The 17,932-nt window shown below is 71.7% G+C and carries 15 protein-coding genes and 1 riboswitch; of the genes, 11 read left to right on the top strand and 4 right to left on the bottom strand.

The features are described 5' to 3' along the window. Positions 1–7: 7 nt before the first annotated feature. From qcrC to ACZ53K_RS02210, 5 genes are all read left to right on the top strand, one after another. The gene (gene qcrC / locus ACZ53K_RS02190; protein ID WP_468830878.1) at positions 8–817 is read left to right on the top strand and encodes a cytochrome bc1 complex diheme cytochrome c subunit; all 810 of its coding nucleotides are present in this window, start codon (positions 8–10) and stop codon (positions 815–817) included. After that, positions 814–1,878, top strand: a complete 1,065-nt coding sequence (qcrA, locus tag ACZ53K_RS02195; protein ID WP_468830881.1) for a cytochrome bc1 complex Rieske iron-sulfur subunit — start codon at positions 814–816, stop codon at positions 1,876–1,878. The genes qcrC and qcrA overlap by 4 nt, the downstream gene beginning before the upstream one ends. Continuing rightward, positions 1,875–3,512: a cytochrome bc1 complex cytochrome b subunit gene (gene qcrB, locus ACZ53K_RS02200; protein ID WP_468830884.1), complete on the top strand. Its 1,638-nt coding sequence runs from the start codon at positions 1,875–1,877 to the stop codon at positions 3,510–3,512. The genes qcrA and qcrB overlap by 4 nt, the downstream gene beginning before the upstream one ends. Before the next feature lie 146 nt (positions 3,513–3,658). Next, positions 3,659–4,723, top strand: a complete 1,065-nt coding sequence (gene trpD, locus ACZ53K_RS02205; protein WP_468830887.1) for an anthranilate phosphoribosyltransferase — start codon at positions 3,659–3,661, stop codon at positions 4,721–4,723. An 84-nt stretch (positions 4,724–4,807) separates the two neighbouring features. Further along, positions 4,808–4,925, top strand: a riboswitch (SAM riboswitch). Positions 4,926–5,097: 172 nt separating this feature from the next. Beyond that, positions 5,098–6,477: an aminotransferase class V-fold PLP-dependent enzyme gene (locus tag ACZ53K_RS02210; protein WP_468830890.1), complete on the top strand. Its 1,380-nt coding sequence runs from the start codon at positions 5,098–5,100 to the stop codon at positions 6,475–6,477. Positions 6,478–6,556: 79 nt separating this feature from the next. Here ACZ53K_RS02210 and ACZ53K_RS02215 read toward each other — a convergent pair whose 3' ends face one another. Together ACZ53K_RS02215 and ACZ53K_RS02220 are read right to left on the bottom strand one after the other, a co-directional pair. After that, a complete protein-coding gene (locus tag ACZ53K_RS02215; protein WP_468830893.1) occupies positions 6,557–6,838 on the bottom strand; it encodes an Lrp/AsnC family transcriptional regulator in 282 nt (93 codons plus the stop codon). Beyond that, a complete protein-coding gene (locus ACZ53K_RS02220; RefSeq protein WP_468831873.1) occupies positions 6,835–7,554 on the bottom strand; it encodes a rhomboid family intramembrane serine protease in 720 nt (239 codons plus the stop codon). Before ACZ53K_RS02220 ends, ACZ53K_RS02215 begins: the two co-directional genes overlap by 4 nt. Before the next feature lie 272 nt (positions 7,555–7,826). Here ACZ53K_RS02220 and ACZ53K_RS02225 point away from each other — a divergent pair, with 272 nt between their 5' ends. The 5 genes from ACZ53K_RS02225 to ACZ53K_RS02245 all read left to right on the top strand — a co-directional run bounded on the left by ACZ53K_RS02225 (position 7,827) and on the right by ACZ53K_RS02245 (position 13,557). Continuing rightward, a complete protein-coding gene (locus ACZ53K_RS02225; RefSeq protein ID WP_468830896.1) occupies positions 7,827–8,066 on the top strand; it encodes a hypothetical protein in 240 nt (79 codons plus the stop codon). Between the two features lie 34 nt (positions 8,067–8,100). Beyond that, positions 8,101–9,474 (top strand): NYN domain-containing protein, encoded by a 1,374-nt coding sequence (locus ACZ53K_RS02230; RefSeq protein ID WP_468830899.1) that lies wholly within the window; start codon positions 8,101–8,103, stop codon positions 9,472–9,474. A gap of 419 nt (positions 9,475–9,893) precedes the next feature. After that, the gene (locus ACZ53K_RS02235) at positions 9,894–10,928 is read left to right on the top strand and encodes a C40 family peptidase (RefSeq protein ID WP_468830901.1); all 1,035 of its coding nucleotides are present in this window, start codon (positions 9,894–9,896) and stop codon (positions 10,926–10,928) included. A 264-nt stretch (positions 10,929–11,192) separates the two neighbouring features. After that, complete coding sequence (locus ACZ53K_RS02240) at positions 11,193–12,221, top strand: C40 family peptidase (protein ID WP_468830904.1); 1,029 nt, start codon at positions 11,193–11,195, stop codon at positions 12,219–12,221. 40 nt (positions 12,222–12,261) lie between these two features. After that, entirely contained in the window at positions 12,262–13,557 is a 1,296-nt protein-coding gene (locus ACZ53K_RS02245; protein ID WP_468830907.1) for a hypothetical protein, read from the top strand. Here ACZ53K_RS02245 and ACZ53K_RS02250 read toward each other — a convergent pair. Continuing rightward, positions 13,496–14,755: a glycosyltransferase 87 family protein gene (locus ACZ53K_RS02250; RefSeq protein ID WP_468830910.1), complete on the bottom strand. Its 1,260-nt coding sequence runs from the start codon at positions 14,753–14,755 to the stop codon at positions 13,496–13,498. The two genes, ACZ53K_RS02245 and ACZ53K_RS02250, sit on opposite strands and share 62 nt — an antisense overlap. Positions 14,756–14,893: 138 nt before the next feature. Here ACZ53K_RS02250 and ACZ53K_RS02255 point away from each other — a divergent pair, with 138 nt between their 5' ends. After that, positions 14,894–16,036 carry a glycosyltransferase family 4 protein gene (locus ACZ53K_RS02255; protein ID WP_468830913.1) on the top strand — a complete coding sequence of 381 codons (1,143 nt, stop codon included), beginning with the start codon at positions 14,894–14,896 and terminating at the stop codon, positions 16,034–16,036. A gap of 80 nt (positions 16,037–16,116) precedes the next feature. On the opposite strand, the gene ACZ53K_RS02260 is transcribed toward ACZ53K_RS02255, so the two are convergent. Continuing rightward, positions 16,117–17,913 carry an AMP-dependent synthetase/ligase gene (locus ACZ53K_RS02260; RefSeq protein ID WP_468830916.1) on the bottom strand — a complete coding sequence of 599 codons (1,797 nt, stop codon included), beginning with the start codon at positions 17,911–17,913 and terminating at the stop codon, positions 16,117–16,119. Positions 17,914–17,932 lie beyond the last annotated feature (19 nt).

Here is a 17,932-nt window from a genome sequence, read left to right on the forward strand (position 1 = left end):
GTAATCCGTGAAAAAGCTCTCCGCACGACGGCGCCATCCGCTGGCGGCGCTCGTCGTCCTACTCTTCGCGCTGGCGGTCACTGGGGGGCTGTACGCCGCGTTCGCGCCTGCGGACAAGGCTCAGGCCGATGACACCGCCCAGTCTCTTGCCATCAAGGAGGGCAAGAAGCTCTTCGCCGTCGGCTGCGCCAGCTGCCACGGCACCGGCGGTCAGGGCACCTCCGACGGCCCGAGCCTGGTCGGCGTGGGCGCCGCCGCCGTCGACTTCCAGGTCGCTACCGGCCGGATGCCGGCGCAGCAGCCCGGCGCCCAGGTGCCGCGGAAGAAGAACATCTACAGCCAGGCCGAGATCGACCAGCTCGCGGCGTACGTCGCGTCGCTGGGTGCCGGTCCCAGCGTGCCGGGCAAGGACCAGTACAGCAAGGACGGCGCGGACATCGCCAAGGGCGGTGAGCTGTTCCGTACGAACTGCGCGCAGTGCCACAACTTCACCGGTAAGGGCGGCGCCCTGACCAACGGCAAGTTCGCACCGACGCTCGAAGGCGTGGACCCGAAGCACATCTACGAGGCCATGGAAACCGGCCCGCAGAACATGCCTTCCTTCGGTGACGGTTCGCTGTCCCCGCAGAACAAGAAGGACATCGTGTCCTACCTCGGCGCCGTCAACAGCGACGACACCCCCAGCCCCGGTGGTCTGGGCCTGGGCGGTCTCGGCCCGGTCAGTGAGGGCCTCTTCGGTTGGATCGCCGGCCTGGGCGCGCTGATCGCGGTCGCCATCTGGGTCGCAGCCCGGACTACGAAGGCCAAGAAGTCATGAGTGAGACTGGACGACACGAAGACGTGCCAGAAAAGAACCTCCCCGGTGAGCGGGACACGGCTCACGGCGGCGTGGTCGAGACGGCGGACAACCCGTTCGCCGACCCGGGGCTGCCGCCCCACGAGCCCCGCATCCAGGACATCGACGAGCGGGCCGCCAAGCGCTCCGAGCGCGCGGTCGCCTTCCTCTTCACCCTGTCGATGCTCGCGACGGTCGGCTTCATCGCCTCCTACGTGATCTTCCCGGTCGACGAGATCACCTACATCTGGCCGTTCGGCCACGTCAGCGCGCTGAACTTCTGGCTCGGCCTGACGCTCGGTGTGGCGCTCTTCTGCATCGGCGCCGGCGCGGTCCACTGGGCCCGCACGCTGATGTCGGACGAGGAGGTCGCCGACGACCGGCACCCGATCGAGGCGGCCCCCGAGGTCAAGGCCAAGGTCATGGAGGACTTCCGCGCAGGCGCGAAGGAATCCGCGATCGGCCGCCGCAAGCTGGTCCGCAACACCATGTTCGGCGCGCTGGCCCTGGTGCCGCTCTCCGGTGTGGTGCTGCTGCGCGACCTCGGTCCGCTGCCGGAGAAGAAGCTCCGGACGACCGGCTGGAAGAAGGGCATCCGCCTGGTCAACCAGTCGACCAACCTCCCGCTGCGTCCCGAGGACATCGCGGTCGGTTCGCTGACCTTCGCCAAGCCCGAGGGCCTGGAGGAGGACGACCACGACTTCAACCAGAAGATCGCCAAGGACGCCCTGATGCTCGTGCGGATCCAGCCGCAGAACATCAAGGACAAGCAGGAACTGGACTGGTCGCACGAGGGCATCGTCGCCTACTCGAAGATCTGCACCCACGTGGGCTGCCCGATCAGCCTCTACGAGCAGCAGACGCACCACGTGCTGTGCCCCTGCCACCAGTCGACCTTTGACCTGGCCGACGGCGGACGCGTCATCTTCGGCCCTGCCGGACACGCCCTGCCGCAGCTGCACATCACGGTGAAGGACGGCTTCCTCGAAGCCGTAAGCGACTTCGCGGAGCCCGTCGGCCCGAGCTTCTGGGAGCGCGGATGAGTAACGAGACGAGCGCGACCACCACGCGCCGCGGCCAGGCGCCGCGGGGCGAGCGGATCGCCGACTGGGCGGACGGCCGGCTGGGCATCTACAGCCTCGCCAAGTCCAACATGCGCAAGATCTTCCCGGACCACTGGTCCTTCATGCTGGGCGAGATCTGCCTCTACAGCTTCATCATCATCATCCTGACCGGCGTCTACCTGACGCTGTTCTTCCACCCGAGCATGGCCGAGGTGACGTACCACGGCTCGTACGTGCCCATGCACGGGATCCGGATGACGCAGGCGTTCGAGTCGACGCTGGACATCAGCTTCGACGTGCGCGGCGGTCTGCTCATCCGGCAGATCCACCACTGGGCGGCCCTGGTCTTCCTGGGCGGCATGATGGTGCACATGATGCGGGTGTTCTTCACCGGCGCCTTCCGCAAGCCGCGCGAGGTCAACTGGCTGTTCGGCTTCCTGCTGCTGGTGCTCGGCATGTTCACCGGCTTCACCGGCTACTCGCTGCCGGACGACCTGCTCTCCGGCACCGGCGTCCGGTTCATCGAGGGTGTCATCCTGGCGATGCCGCTCATCGGCTCGTACCTGCAGATGTTCATCTTCGGCGGGGAGTTCCCGGGGCACGACATCATCCCGAGGTTCTTCACGGTGCACGTCCTGCTGCTGCCCGGCATCATGCTGGGTCTGCTGGTGGCGCACCTGATCCTGGTCTTCTACCACAAGCACACGCAGTTCCCGGGTGCCGGCAAGACCAACAAGAACGTCGTCGGCATGCCGCTGCTGCCGGTCTACATGGCCAAGGCCGGAGGCTTCTTCTTCCTGGTCTTCGGCGTGATCTCGGTGATCGCGGCGGTCGCCAGCATCAACCCGGTGTGGGCCATCGGCCCGTACCGGCCCGACCAGGTGTCCACCGGCGCCCAGCCCGACTGGTACATGGGCTTCGCCGAGGGTCTGGTCCGTGTGATGCCCGGCTGGGAGTGGGACATCTGGGGCCACACCATCAACTTCGGTGTGCTGATCCCGATCCTCATCTTCCCGCTGGTGCTGGTCGCGATCGCGGTCTACCCGTTCGTCGAGTCCTGGGTCACCGGTGACAAGCGCGAGCACCACATCCTGGACCGCCCGCGCAACGCCCCGACCCGTACCGGCTTCGGTGTGGCCTGGCTGACCGCCTACCTCATCATGCTGATCGGCGGCGGCAACGACCTGTGGGCCACCCACTTCCACCTGTCGCTGAACTCGCTGACCTGGTTCGTCCGGATCGGCTTCTTCGTCGGGCCGGTCGTCGCCTTCATCGTCACCAAGCGGATCTGCCTGGGCCTGCAGCGCCGGGACCGCGACAAGGTGCTGCACGGACGTGAGTCCGGCATCATCAAGCGGCTGCCGCACGGTGAGTTCATCGAGGTGCACGAGCCGCTCAACCAGGAGCAGCTGCACACGCTCACCCAGCACGAGCAGCCCAAGCCGTTCGAGATCGGCCCGGAGGTCGACGAGAACGGTGTCGAGCGGAAGGTCAAGCGGACGACCAAGCTCCGCGCCAAGCTCTCCAAGGGCTACTACGGCGAGGACAACGTCATCCCGAAGCCGACCGCCGAGGAGTACAAGGAGATCACCAGCGGCCACGGCCACCACTGATCCCCGCCGTGTGACGCACGGCAGTACCACCGCGTAAGTACGCCACCCAGAGGGCCCCTTCCAGTCACTGGACGGGGCCCTTCGGCATGGCACGGGGCCGGATAGGGTTTCGGCACCAGCAGGAGACGAATCCAGGAGTGTGGACCATGAACGTTGCGACCCCGAATGGCGGCGACAGCGTGGCGGCCCGCACCTGGCCGGGTGTGCTGGAAGCCCTCCTCCAGGGCCGTGACCTGGGCGCCGACGACACCGCCTGGGCGATGGACCGGATCATGCGCGGCGAGGCCACCGACGCGCAGATCGCCGGGTTCGCGGTCGCGCTGCGGGCCAAGGGCGAGACCGTCGCGGAGATCTCCGGCCTGGTACGGGCCATGTACGCGCACGCCAACCTCATCGAGGTGCCGGGCCCGAGCGTGGACATCGTCGGCACCGGCGGCGACGGCGCCAAGACCGTCAACATCTCCACCATGTCCTCGATCGTGGTGGCCGGCACCGGCGCGAAGGTCGTCAAGCACGGCAACCGCGCCGCCTCGTCCGCCAGCGGCGCGTCCGACGTGCTGGAGAAGCTGGGCGTGAACCTGGACCTCACCCCGCGCCGGGTCGTCGAGGTTGCCGAGGAGGCCGGGATCACCTTCTGCTTCGCGGTCAAGTTCCACCCGTCGCTGCGGCACGTGGCCCCCGCCCGGCGCGAACTGGGCATCCGTACGACGTTCAACGTACTGGGCCCGCTGACCAACCCGGCGAAGGTACGCGCCCAGGCCACCGGCGTCGCCGACGCGCGGATGGCGCCGATCCTGGCCGGCGTGCTCGCCGAACGCGGCTCCAGTGCACTGGTCTTCCGGGGCGACGACGGGCTGGACGAGCTGACCACCACGGCCACGTCGAAGGTCTGGGTCGTACGGGACGGCGGCGTACGCGAGGAGACCTTCGACCCGCGGGACGTCGGCATCGCCCTGGTGCCGGTCGAGGCGCTGCGCGGCGCCGACGCCTCGTACAACGCGGACGTGGCACGCCGCCTGCTGGGCGGCGAGCCCGGCCCGGTGCGGGACGCGGTGCTGCTCAACTCGGCGGCGGCCCTGGTGGCCCTGGAGCCGACGGCGGCGCCGCTGACCGAGCAGATCGCCGCGGGCATCGCCAAGGCCGCCGAAGCCATCGACTCGGGAGCGGCCCGCCGGGCGCTGGAGCGGTGGGTGGCGGCCAGCAACGCCTGAGACGGCCGTGGTGTGACGCAAGGCTCGGTCCGGCATACGGACCGGGCCTTGCGTGCTTCCGATCGTGTGGCATGATTCTGCCCAGGTCACGAGTGACAGCGACTACGGCCCCGGCCCGCTGTCCGGCAACCCTCCGTCCGTGGCGGGGTGCCCCGGGTGATGACCAGGTCGCAGGCAGCGAGGTCTGCGGCAAGCGCGGATCCCTCGTGCCAGGGATCCTGGTCCTTGAGGGAGATCTCCCGTGTTGCAGCGAATGCGTTAGGGCCGTCCGGCCCCGTTTTCCGCACCCCTTTTTCCTTTCACCGCTGTCGGCCGGCCCCGCTTTCGCGTGCGCGCCCCGCAGCGAAGTCGCCCTGCCTCCACGGGAGTTCGCCATGCCTGTTTCCGCTGCCGCCACCACCGATGCCGCCGTCTGCACCCCGCTGCCCGTGCTGGGCCGGGACGTGCTGGTCCCGCTCGTCACGGGCGGTGAGGTCGAGTACGCCGCGCTGGACATCGCCGCCAGCGCCCCGGCGCTCCAGCGCGTCTGGGACGACGTGGCCGCGTACGCCCCGTACTACGGCAGCGTGCACCGCGGGGCGGGCTACCTCTCGCAGCTGTCCACCGACCTGTTCGAGAACAGCCGGGCGGCGGTGGCTGACTTCCTCGGCTGCCGGGAGGCCGACCAGGTGGTCTTCACCCGCTCCACCACCGACTCGCTGAACCTGCTGGCCGCCGTGCTGCCCGCACACACCCGGGTGTTCGTCTTCGAGACCGAGCACCACGCCTCGCTGCTGCCCTGGGAACAGCGCGCGGACGCCGAGGTGACGTACCTGGACGCGCCCCGCACCCCGCAGCAGGCGGTGGACACGCTGGAGCGGGCGCTGGCGGAGCGCGAGCCGTACAAGAACGCTCTGGTCTGCGTGACGGGTGCTTCCAATGTGACCGGTGAGCTGTGGCCCGTACGGGAGCTGGCCGCCGCGGCACACGCGCACGGCGCGCGGATCGTCCTCGACGCCGCGCAGCTCGCGCCGCACCACCCGGTCGACATCGCCGAGCTGGACGTGGACTGGGTCGCCTTCTCCGGCCACAAGCTGTACGCGCCCTTCGGGGCCGGTGTGCTGGCCGGGCGCGCAGACTGGCTCCAGGACGCGGAGCCGTATCTGGCGGGCGGCGGCGCCAGCCGCACGGTCGCGCGCCGCGCCGACGGCGGGGTGGACGTCGACTGGCACACCACCGCGGCCCGCCACGAGGCCGGCTCGCCCAACGTCATCGGCGTCTACGCCATCGCCGCCGCCTGCAAGGCACTCACCGAGGCGGGCTTCGAGAACCTGGTGGCCCGGGAGCAGCAGCTCGTCGAGCGGGTGCGGGCGGGCCTCGCCGAGGTGCCCGAGGTGACCGTGCTCTCGCTGTTCGGCGACGACGCGCCGCGGGTGGGCGTGCTGTCCTTCGTCGTCCGGGGCTGGAACAGCTCGCACTTCGCGGCGGCGCTCTCCGCGGAGTACGGCATCGGCGTGCGCGACGGGCTGTTCTGCGCGCATCCCCTCGTACGGACCCTGCTCGGCGCCGAGTCCCAGGCCCCGGGGGAGTGCGGGGCGCCCGAAGGGGCACCGGGTGAGCAGAGCCTGAACGCCATCCGGGTGAGCTTCGGGGCCGGTACGCCCGACGAGCACGTGGACCGCTTCGTCCGGGCCGTCAAGGAACTGGTGACGCAGGGCGCGCGGTGGAGCTACCGCACCGAGGACGGGCGCTGCGTGCCGGACACCGCGGCGTAGCCCTGCTGGTCCGCCCGCGTCGCGGCGCTCCGCTGTCCGGGCGCCGCGGCGCGGGTTTCGTGTGCGGTGGCGGTCCGGGTCAGGCGTCCAGGCCGATCGCGAAGGCCGCCTCCAGGTCGTGCTGGGAGTACGTGCGGAACGCGATGTGCGTCTCGGTGGAGGCGACGCCCGGGACCTTGCTGATCCGGCCGGGGATGACGTCGGCCAGGTCGTCGTGGTTGGCCACCCGCACCATGGCGATCAGGTCGTGCGCACCGGTGACCGAGTAGACCTCGCTCACGCCCTCCAGCGCGGCGATCTTCTCCGCGATCTCCGGGATCTGGTCCACGCTGGTCTTGATGAGCACGATCGAAGTGATCACGGTTGGCTCTCTCCCTCGGCCGCCTGCTGCTTCGCCGTTCCGGCTGACCCCACACTACCGGGGGACGCGGCGGCGACCTCGGGCGGACAGGGGCTCGGCCGGTATCGCACCCAGGCGTACAGGAAGCCCACCGCGAAGCCGATGACGTGGGCGAGGTAGGCCACGCCCGGGGTGGCGGGGGCGCGCTGCGCGGCGATCCACTGGAGGACGAACCAGAACAGCAGCACGATCCACGCCGGGAAGCGCAGCGGCAGGAAGAAGAGGAACGGGTAGATGCTGGTGACGCGAGCCTTGGGGAAGAGGTACAGGAACGCGCCCAGCACTCCGGAGATCGCCCCGGAGGCGCCGACCAGGGTCTGTCCCGAGGAGGCGTGCGCGGCCGCGTAGCCCAGCAGCGCCAGGTAGCCGGTCACGAGGTAGAAGAGGGCGAAGGGCAGGCGTCCCATACGGATCTCGGCCATGCCCCCGAAGACGTACAGGAAGAGGACGTTGCCCAGCAGGTGCAGCCAGCTGCCGTGCGCGAACAGGGCGGTCAGCGGGGTGAGCAGAGCGCGCGGCGAGCCGCTCCACAGGTCGCGCGGGATGACGCCCCAGCGTTCGAAGTACGCGGTCTGTGCCTGGACGACGGCGTCGCCGGTGCCGTATATGCCGTTGAGGCCGGAGGCGGGCCCGACGACGAAGACCACGCAGCACAGGGCGATCAGGACGTTCGTCATGCGGGAGAACACGGTCAGCACCGAGCGGGCGCGGGGCGACCGGGGGAACAGGGGCGGGGCCGTCATGAAGTGATCATGGCGTAATGCGGGCAATCAGGACAGAGTGCCTCGCCGCGTCCCGCCTCCCGGGCGGGGCCGCGCCGTAAGGGCGTCAGGCCGTAGGGTAACGGGCAGTACCCGCGTACTTCCGCAGTCCGACGGCGCACCGCGGGAAGCCCCCGAACGACCGCACGAGCCCCGCTCGCCCGAGCGTGACGAAAGAGGACCACACCATGGCTGTTCCCCTGCCGACGGACGGGACCCGGTGGCGCTGCACCCTGTGCGGCAACCTGACGCGCTTCGACGTGACCCGCCGCTCCGAGGCCGTGGAGTACCTCCACCTCGACCTCGCCGGGGAGCCGAAGGTGGAGGAACGCGAGGTGCTTAGTGAGAGCATCGAGTCCGTGCGCTGCCGCTGGTGCAACGCGGTCGACCAGATCGAGCTGGTCGACCGGCCGGACGCCGGCGCCTGAGTCGAGCGCCTGAGATCGGAGCGATGCAGCAGTGGTGGAGCGTCCAGAAGGGCCTGCGGGGGCGGGGCACGATGCCGAGGCCGGTACGGCCGAGGCGGACGAGGTGCTCGACCGTCCGCTGCCCGAGGGCGTGCGGCGCCGCGTCGTGGCGCTCACCGCGGAGTCCTTCGGCGGCCTGACGGTCGCCGAACTTCCGCCGCCACTGCGACAGTACGCGCGGTTCACCCCCAGCCGCCGGGCCAAGTTCGCGGGCAACGCGATGGCCGCGGCGCTGGAGAACGACGCGGTCTTCCGCCAGCGGATCGCCGGCCGGCTGCGCGAGGCACAGCCGGAACTGGCCGAGGCGCTGGACAGCGGCACCCCGCCCGCCGCCGCCGACCCGCTCGATGTCGCGGCGGCGGCCTATGTGCTGCGCCCCGAAGGCTGGGTCAAGCTGGTCGCCGCAGCCGGCGAGGAGGCGCAGCGCGCCCGCGCGGAACAGGCCGGCGAGGAGGCCGAACGCGAGCTGGCCGCGCTGCGCGAGGAGCTGACGCAGGCGCGCGCGCAGGCCCGCGCCGAGGCCGACCGCACCCGCGGCGACCTGGACGCGCTGCGCAAGGAGAACGAGTCGTTGCAGCGCAAGCTGCGGAGCGCGCTCAGTGACGTCAAGCGGGGCGAGGCGGCGGTGCGCAAGGCCGCGGCCGAGACGGAGTCCGTACGGGCCGCGGCGGCGCAGGAGAAGACCGCCGCCGACAGTGAGGCGCGCCGCCTCAAGGCCCGTATCGCGGAGGCCGAGGCGTCGCTGGAGGCCAGCCGCCGGGCCACGCGCGAGGGCCGCAGCGTCGAGGACATGCGGCTGCGGCTGCTGCTGGACACCGTCCTGGACGCCGCTCAGGGGCTGCGCCGGGAGCTGGCGCTGCCGCCCGCCGACACCCACCCGGCGGACACCGTCGACGCGGTGGCTCCGGGCAAGATGACGCCCAAGGACATCGCCACGCGCGCGCTGTCGGAGACCGATCCCGCTCTGCTGGACCAGCTGCTGGCGCTGCCGCAGGCCCATCTGGTGGTGGACGGGTACAACGTCACCAAGACCGGTTATCCGACGATGCCGTTGGACAAGCAGCGGCTGCGGCTGCTGGGCGGCCTCGCGGTGCTGGCCGCCCAGACCGGCGCGGAGATGACGTGTGTCTTCGACGGTGCGGAGCTGGCCGCGCCGGTGCTGCTCGCGCCGCCGCGCGGAGTCCGTGTCTTGTTCAGCAAGCCGGGTGTGACGGCCGATGAGCTGATCCGCCAGCTCGTGCGGGCCGAGCCGCCCGGCCGTCCGGTGGTGGTGGTCTCCACGGACCGCGAGGTGGCCGATGGTGTGGCCAAGGCGGGGGCGCGGCCGGTCGCATCGGCCCTGCTGCTCAAGCGACTTGCCCGTACCTGAGTCGTACGTTCTGTCCGTACGACTTGTCCGGAACGCACATCCCGGTGGGATCTGCGGGACTTATCCTTCTCGTGCGGCCGTGGGGGGATCCGCGGCCGGTGTGACGCGCGGGCCGGGGGTAAAGGTGTACCCATCAACGAGGTGGGTCATGCCTGCCGTCCGTGTCTGAGTGTCAAGTGACCATTACTGCCTGTGTGATGTTGGTAAAGGATGAGGAGCATCCAGCAGTTTTTTCCGTTGAGGATTTGAAGCGATCACAACTCGGTTACTAAGGTCAGGCCTCAACCCTTCATGCAGTTGATCATCCACCCGGGATGAACAGTGAAGGAACCGCCGAATCCGCGGTGTTCACGCGCGGAGCCGGGGTCCCGTACCCCCCACGCCCGGTAGGCGGCTGAAGGAAGAAGGAGCTCGCCTCCGTGGCGTCCCACCGTCGTCCCAAGCAGCCGAGCCGCACGCGCGTGACCGTCCTCACCGCGACCGCCGCGGCTGCCGTCGCCCTCTCGTCCCAGGCCGCCCACGCCGACCCGAAGCCGAAGAAGGAAGACGTCAAGTCCGAGGTCGACAAGCTCTACGAGCAGGCGGAGCAGGCCACCGAGAAGTACAACGGGGCCAAGGAGGACCAGGAGAAGCTCCAGAAGGAGGTCGACTCCCTCCAGGACAAGGTCGCCCGCGGCCAGGGCGAGCTGAACCAGCTCCGCAAGGGCCTCGGCGCCGTCGCCTCCGGCCAGTACCGCAGCGGCAGCATCGACCCGTCCGTGCAGCTCTTCCTCTCCGGTGACCCGGACACCTACCTCGACAAGGCCGCCACCCTCGACCAGTTGAGCGGCAAGCAGGCCGAGCAGCTCAAGACCATCGCGGACAAGCAGCGCCAGCTCGCGCAGGAGCGCTCGGAGGCCGCCGGCAAGATCAAGGACCTCTCGGCCACCCGCCAGGCACTGGGTGACAAGAAGGACGAGATCAAGGGCAAGCTCGCCAAGGCCCAGGAACTCCTCAACACGCTGACCGCCCAGGAGAAGCAGGCGCTGCAGCAGGAGGAGGACAAGAAGAACCGCTCCAGCCGCGGCAACGAGCGCCCCGACCTCGGCAACGACGTCCCCGCCTCGCAGCGCGGCGCCGCGGCCCTGTCCGCCGCCGCCTCCAAGATCGGCTCGCCCTACGTGTGGGGCGCCACCGGCCCCTCCTCGTTCGACTGCTCGGGCCTGACCTCCTGGGCGTACCAGCAGGCCGGCCAGGGCCTGCCGCGCACCTCGCAGGCGCAGGCCAACGCCGGTACCCGGATCGGCTCGCAGAGCGCGCTCAAGCCGGGCGACCTGGTGCTCTTCTACGGCGACCTGCACCACATCGGCCTGTACGCGGGCAACGGCCAGGTGCTGCACGCGCCGAAGCCGGGCGCGTCCGTGCGCTACGAGTCGATCAACAACATGCCCTTCCAGTTCGGCGTCCGCGTCTGACGTACGGCGGCCGGTTCCCGTGCTGACGGGACCCGGCCGGGTCATGCCGCCCGATCGGGCGAATTGCGGTGTCCGCCGCTGACTTCCCGCCCCGCCGGTGACCTGCACAGTCACCGGCGGGGCGGCTTTTTCCCTACCGGCGGCGGCCGTTGCGGGTCTTTGGCCGCGGGGCACCGGCGCCGTTACTGTCTGCCCTCGCAGCCGCCGGTCTGCGTCCGCCCGCCCCGGGCGGCAGGGGCTGCACGGAAGGGAGTGCGGCCTCACGTGGCGTCCCACCGCCGTGTCTCACAGTCCGGCCTGGCCGGTGCGACCAGGGCCACCGTCCTGTCCGCCGCCGCGGTCACCGCCGCCGCGGCCCTGTCCGCGGGAGCGGCCGGCGCCGCGCCGGGCCCGGCGCCCGCCGAGGTCACCTCGCGCGTCGACGCCCTCTACGAGCAGGCCGAGAAGGCCACCGAGGAATTCAACGGCGCGAACGAACGGGCGCGCAAACTGCGGACCGAAGTGGCCGCCCTCCAGGACCGGGTGGCCCGCGGTCAGGGGCAGGTCAACCGGCTGCGCGGCCGGCTCGGTGCCGTCGCCTCCGCCCAGTACCGCTCCGGCGGCCTGGACCCGGCCCTGAAGCTGATCCTGTCCGAGGACCCGGCGGACTACCTCGACAAGGCCGCCGCCCTGGACCGCGTCCACGGCAGCCAGGCCGGGGAACTGCGCGAACTCCAGGGCGCCCAGCGCGGCCTGGAACAGCAGCGCCGGGAGGCGACCGGGAAGCTGACGGACCTGGAGGCGAGCCGGCAGGACGTCGCTCGCCACAAGAAGGACGTCGAGAACAAACTGGCCTCGGCGCGGCGCCTGCTGAACTCGCTGACCGGCGCCGACCGGGCGGCCTACGACCGGGCGAACCGCGGAGTCGGACGGTCGCTGCCCGACCTGTCCGGGGCGTCCCCGTCCTCCGGCCGCGCCGGGACCGCCGTCCAGGCGGTGCGCGCGGCGATCGGCTCCCCGTACTCCTGGGGACAGTCGGGACCCGCTTCCTTCGACTGCTCCGGGCTGATGCAGTGGGCCTACGCGCGCGCCGGAGTCTCCATCCCGCGCACCTCGCAAGCCCAGCGCGGCGCGGGGCAGCATGTTCAGGTCAGCCAGGCCAGGCCGGGGGACCTCGTCATCTACCGGGACGACGCCAGTCATGTCGGTATGTATGTGGGCAACGGACAGGTGGTGCACGCGCCGTATCCGGGTGCGAGGGTGCGCTCGGACCCCGTCGGCATGATGCCGATCTCGTCCGTAACCCGACCCTGACCGCTGTCCGTACCGAAGGACGGTGCATACGATCAGCCACGTGGCAGGTCGACAGGCGCGGTATCGGATGACCCGGGGAATCAGGACGGCGCTCTGCGCGGCCCTGCCGCTGGCGCTGCTGCCGCTCCTCACCGGCTGCGACGATCCGGCCGGCGCGCAGGACGCCCCGCCGGAGCTCCGGCGGATGCTGGACCAGCGCGCCGCCGCCGTACGCGACCGGGACGCCGGTGCCTTCCTCGCCACGGTCGACCCGCTCGCCGCCGGATACCGCGCCCAGCAGCGGAAGGTGTTCGCCAACCTCGCGCAGGTGCCGCTGGCCGCCTGGTCGTACGAGCTGGTGCGGACCGACGCGTTCGGGCTGCCTGCGGTGGCCGGGGCGGCCGGGCGCCGGGTGGCCGCGGAGGTGCGGCTGCGCTACCGGCTCACCGGGTACGACACCGCGCCGGTCACCTCCGTCCAGTACCTGACGCTCACCGACCGCGGCGGCCGGTGGCGGATCAGCTCCGACTCGGACGGCGCCGGGAACGGGCGGCGCAGCGCGCGCCAGCTGTGGGACCAGGGGCCGGTCCAGGTCGTCAAGGGACGCCACAGCCTGGTCCTCGGGGTCGGCCGCGGCACCGCGGCGCTGCGCGAACTGGCGGAGCGCACGGACGACGCCGTGCCAGCCGTCGGCAAGGCGTGGACCGGCAAGTGGGCCGGCCGGGTGGTCGTCGAGGCGCCGCAGTCGCTGGACCGGATGGCGGAGCTGCTGAACGCCACCGACCCCGCCGGGTACCGGGGCATAGCGGCCGTCACGACCGGCGCGTCGGGTGCGGCGCCGTCGGCACCCGCCGACCGGGTCGTCGTCAACCCGGAGGCGTACGGCGAACTGTCCGCCGCCGGCCGCCAGATCGTGCTGACGCACGAGGCCACCCATGTCGCGACGCGCACGGCTACCACGTCCGCCACCCCGCTCTGGCTCTCCGAGGGCTTCGCCGACTGGGCCGCCTACCGCGGCGGTGGCCGCCCGGCCGCGGCCACCGCCCCCGAGCTCGCCCACGCCATCGCCAAGGGCACCCCGCCGGCCCGCCTCCCGGCCGACGGCGACTTCGGCTTCAGCCGCAGCGCGCGGCAGCTGGCGAGCGCGTACGAGGGCGGCTGGCTGGCCTGCCGCATGATCGCCGACAACTGGGGCGAGAAGAAGCTCGGCGCGTTCTACCGGGCGGCGGGCCGGGGCGGCGAGGAGAGCGCGGGCCGGGCGATGCGGGACCAGCTGGGGATGAGCCCGGCGGACTTCACCCGGCGGTGGCGGTCGTACGTGGCCGAGCAACTGCGGAGGCCCGCCGCGGCCCGGTGACCGTCGAGCGCCACAGCCGGCGGCAGGCGGTCAGCGAGGCGGCCACCAGCAGGCCGTTGCGTACGGCCAGCAGCACGACACCGCGCCCCTCACTGGCCACCACGTCCGCGAACCAGACGGGGAACTCCAGGAGCGTCGCGCCGGTCGCCAGCAGGACCAGGACGGCCGGCCGGCCCATCCGGCTCGCCCGCAGGGTCATGCTCACGGCAGCCGTGCCGACCAGCCAGAGCATGTACTGCGGGCTGATGACCCGGCTGGTGGTGACGGAGAGCAGGACGGCGGTGAAGGCGGCGTCGGCGAGCGTGGCGGACGTGAACCTCCGGGCCCGCAGCCGCCACAGCAGCAGCCAGCCGAAGGCCGCCACGGTCAGGACCAGCGCCAGCGAGCTGACCAGGGGCACGTACGGGCCGACGAACTCCACGGAACCGTAGTTCAGCAGCACCTGGCCGTCCCAGCCGAACTGCCGGGCCAGATGGAAGACGAGCCCGCCGAGCGACTCCACTTCCGTACCGCGGTCGCGCTGGAAGGTGAGGAAGGCCAGCCCGCCGGGCGCCCAGATGGCGAAGAGCGCCGTGACCGCCAGCGCGCCGGCCGCCGCCGCGCCCCACAACTCCCGCGCGCGGCGGCCGCGCAGCGGAGCTCCGGCCAGCAGCAGCACCGGCCACACCTTCAGGAGCGCACCGAACGCGATCAGGCCGCCGGAGACGCGCGGGTGCCGGGCGGCGGCGAAGAGCGCGGCGACGGCCACCGCCGTGACCATCAGGTCGTACCGGGCGTACGCGGTCGGGCCGAGCAGGGCGACCCCCGCGGTCCAGACCCAGACACCGGCGGGACGTTTGCCCGGCCGCCGGCCCGCGTACAGGAGCAGCGCGAAGGTGACCGCGTCGGCGGCGCAGGCCAGCAGGAAGAACGCCGAGGCGTAGTCCAGGAAGGGCAGCAGCCCGGGGGAGAGGACGGCGAGCGCGGCGGCCGGCGGGTACTGCCATGTCACGTCGTCCTGCGGGAAGGCGCCGGACTTCAGGACCTCGGACCAGCCGTGGTAGATCCCCGAGATGTCACTGGTCACGTCCGGGCCGGGCAGCACCAGCACCTTGAACACGCACAGCAGGAGCACCGCCCGGGTCGCGGCCCACGCCGCCACCGGCAGTGCCAGGGTGCGCACCGCGTCCCCCGGGGGCCGGCTGCTGGGCCTGCTCATCGCCACCTCGTCCCGTCGTCCGCGGCCGTCCGGACCCGTACACGCGGACGAGGCCGTGTCACGACCGTAGACGAGTCGCGCCCGCGCCGGGGCGGCCCCCGCCGCGCGTGTCCGGCGACCCGGTACTGTGCCAGGGCAATGGACAAGACGCTGATCGTCACGAACGACTTCCCGCCCCGCCCCGGCGGCATCCAGGCCTTTCTGCACAGCATGGCCCTGCGCCTGGACCCGGACCGGGTCGTGGTCTACGCCTCCACCTGGAAGCGCGGCAGAGAAGGCGTCGCGGCCACCGCCCGCTTCGACGCCGAGCAGCCCTTCCCGGTCGTACGGGACCCTGCGACGATGCTGCTGCCGACCCCCCGGGTGACCCGGACGGCCGCCGGCCTGCTGCGCCGGCACGGCTGCTCCTCGGTGTGGTTCGGGGCCGCGGCGCCGCTCGGCCTGATGGCGCCGGCGCTGCGCCGCGCGGGCGCCCGCCGGATCGTGGCCACCACGCACGGCCACGAGGCGGGCTGGGCCCAGCTGCCCGCCTCCCGTCAACTGCTGCGGCGGATCGGCGAGGGCACCGACACGATCACCTATCTCGGTGAGTACACCCGCTCGCGGATCGCCGCCGCACTGACGCCGGCCGCCGCCGGGCGGATGACGCAACTGCCGCCCGGCGTGGACGAGAAGACCTTCCACCCCGGCTCCGGCGGCGACGAGGTACGGGCCCGCCTCGGGCTCGCCGGGCGGCCGGTCGTCGTCTGCGTCTCCCGGCTGGTGCCGCGCAAGGGCCAGGACACCCTGATCGAGGCGATGCCGCGCATCCTGGCCGACGTGCCGGACGCGGTACTGCTGATCGTCGGCGGCGGCCCGTACGAGAAGCAGCTGCACGCGCTCGCCGACGAGAAGGGCGTCGCGCACGCGGTGCGCTTCACCGGGTCCGTGCCGTGGGAGGAACTGCCCGCCCACTACGGCGCGGGTGACGTCTTCGCGATGCCGTGCCGCACCCGGCGCGGCGGGCTGGACGTCGAGGGCCTGGGCATCGTCTACCTGGAGGCGTCCGCCACCGGACTGCCGGTCGTCGCGGGCGACTCGGGCGGCGCGCCGGACGCCGTGCTGGACGGCGAGACGGGCCACGTCGTCCCGGGCGGCTCCCCGACGGTCGCCGCCGAACGCATCGTCGCGCTGCTCAAGGACCCCGCCGCCCGCCGCCGCATGGGCGAGCGCGGCCGCGCCTGGGTGGAGGAGAAGTGGCGCTGGGACCTGCTGGCGGAACGGCTCAAGGAACTCCTGTAGGAGAGCCTGCCGCACAGCGGTGCGCGAACGCCGGGCGGGCCGGAAGGAATCCGGCCCGCCCGGCGTCGTGACACGGACTCTTACGGGCGGTAGATCGCCTCGATCTCCTCGGCGAAGTCCTTCGCCACCACGTTGCGCTTGAGCTTCAGCGACGGCGTGACATGGCCGGACTCCTCGGTGAACTGCGTCGGCAGGATGCGGAACTTGCGCACCGACTCGGCCTTGGAGACGGCCGCGTTGCCGTCGTCCACCGCCCGCTGCACCGCGGCCAGCAGCTCCGGGTCCTTGCTCAGCTCGGTGACGCTCTGCCCGGCCGGGCGGCCGTTCTCCGCCGCCCAGCGCGGCAGGAACTCCTCGTCGAGGGTGACCAGCGCGCCGACGAAGGGCCGGCCGTCGCCGACGACCATGCACTCGGCGATCAGCGCGTGCGCCCGGATCCGGTCCTCGATGACGGCCGGAGCGACGTTTTTTCCGCCCGCCGTCACCAGGATCTCCTTCTTGCGGCCGGTGATCGCGAGGTAGCCGTCCTCGTCGAGGGTGCCGATGTCACCGGTGTGGAACCAGCCGTCGGAGAGCGCTTCCTTGGTCGCCGGCTCGTTGTTCCAGTACTCGGTGAACAGGTGCTCGCCGTGCAGCAGCACCTCGCCGTCGTCCGCGATGCGCACCACCGAGCCGGGCAGCGGCTGGCCGACCGTACCGATCTTCTGCCGGTCCCACGGGTTGAACGCGGTGGCCGCGCAGGACTCCGTCAGGCCGTAACCCTCCAGGGCCGTGAAGCCGATGCCCCGGTAGAAGTGCCCCAGGCGCTCGCCCAGCGGCGCGCCGCCGGAGATGGCGTGGGTGGCCCGGCCGCCGAGCACGGCGCGCAGCTTGCCGAAGACCAGCTTGTCGAAGAGCTTGTGCTTGAGCCGCAGGCCGAGGGCGGGCCCGGCCTGGGTGTCCAGCGCGCGGCTGTAGGCGATGGCGGTGTCGGCGGCCCGGTCGAAGATCTTGCCCTTGCCCTCGGCCTGCGCCTTGGCCCGCGCCGAGTTGTAGACCTTCTCGAAGACCCGGGGGACACCGAGGATCAGCGTGGGGCGGAAGGACGCGAGGTCGTCGGTGAGGTTCTTGATGTCCGGGGCGTGGCCGAGCTTGATGGGGGCCATGACCGAGGCCACCTGCACCAGCCGTCCGAAGACGTGCGCCACCGGGAGGAAGAGCAGCACCGAGGAGTGGCCGGTGCGGAAGAGCGGCTTGAGGCGCTCGACGACGTTGCCGCACTCGGCGAAGAAGCTGCGGTGGGTGAGCACACAGCCCTTGGGCCGGCCGGTGGTGCCGGAGGTGTACACGATGGTGGCGGGGGAGTCGGCGTCGGCGATGGCGCTGCGCTCGTCCACCTCCGCGTCGGTGACGCCCGCGCCGGCCGCGCGCAGCCGGGCGATCGCGTCCCGCTCGATCTGCCAGATGTTCTCCAGCGCGGGCAGCCGGTCCCGTACGGACTCGACGGCGGCCTCCATCGCGGGGCTCTCCACCAGGCAGGCCACCGCGCCGGAGTCGCCGAGGATCCACTGCACCTGCTCGGCGGAGCTGGTCTCGTAGACGGGGACGGTGACCGCGCCGGCGCTCCAGATGGCGAAGTCCAGCAGCGTCCACTCGTAGCGGGTGCGCGACATCAGGCCGATCCGGTCGCCGGGCCGGATGCCGGCGGCCATCAGGCCCTTGGCGGCGGCCCGTACCTCGGCGAGGAAGACGGTGGCCGTCACGTCCTGCCACCGGCCGCCTACCTTGCGGCCCATGACGGCGACATCAGGGTGCTGCGCGGCATTGCGGCGGATCAGATCCGTCAGGTTGCCGTCCGCTGGGACCTCGTACAGGGCCGGAAGGCTGAACTCGCGCAAGACTGCTGCTCCTCATCGG

The organism is Streptomyces sp. NPDC033221, assembly GCF_055577005.1.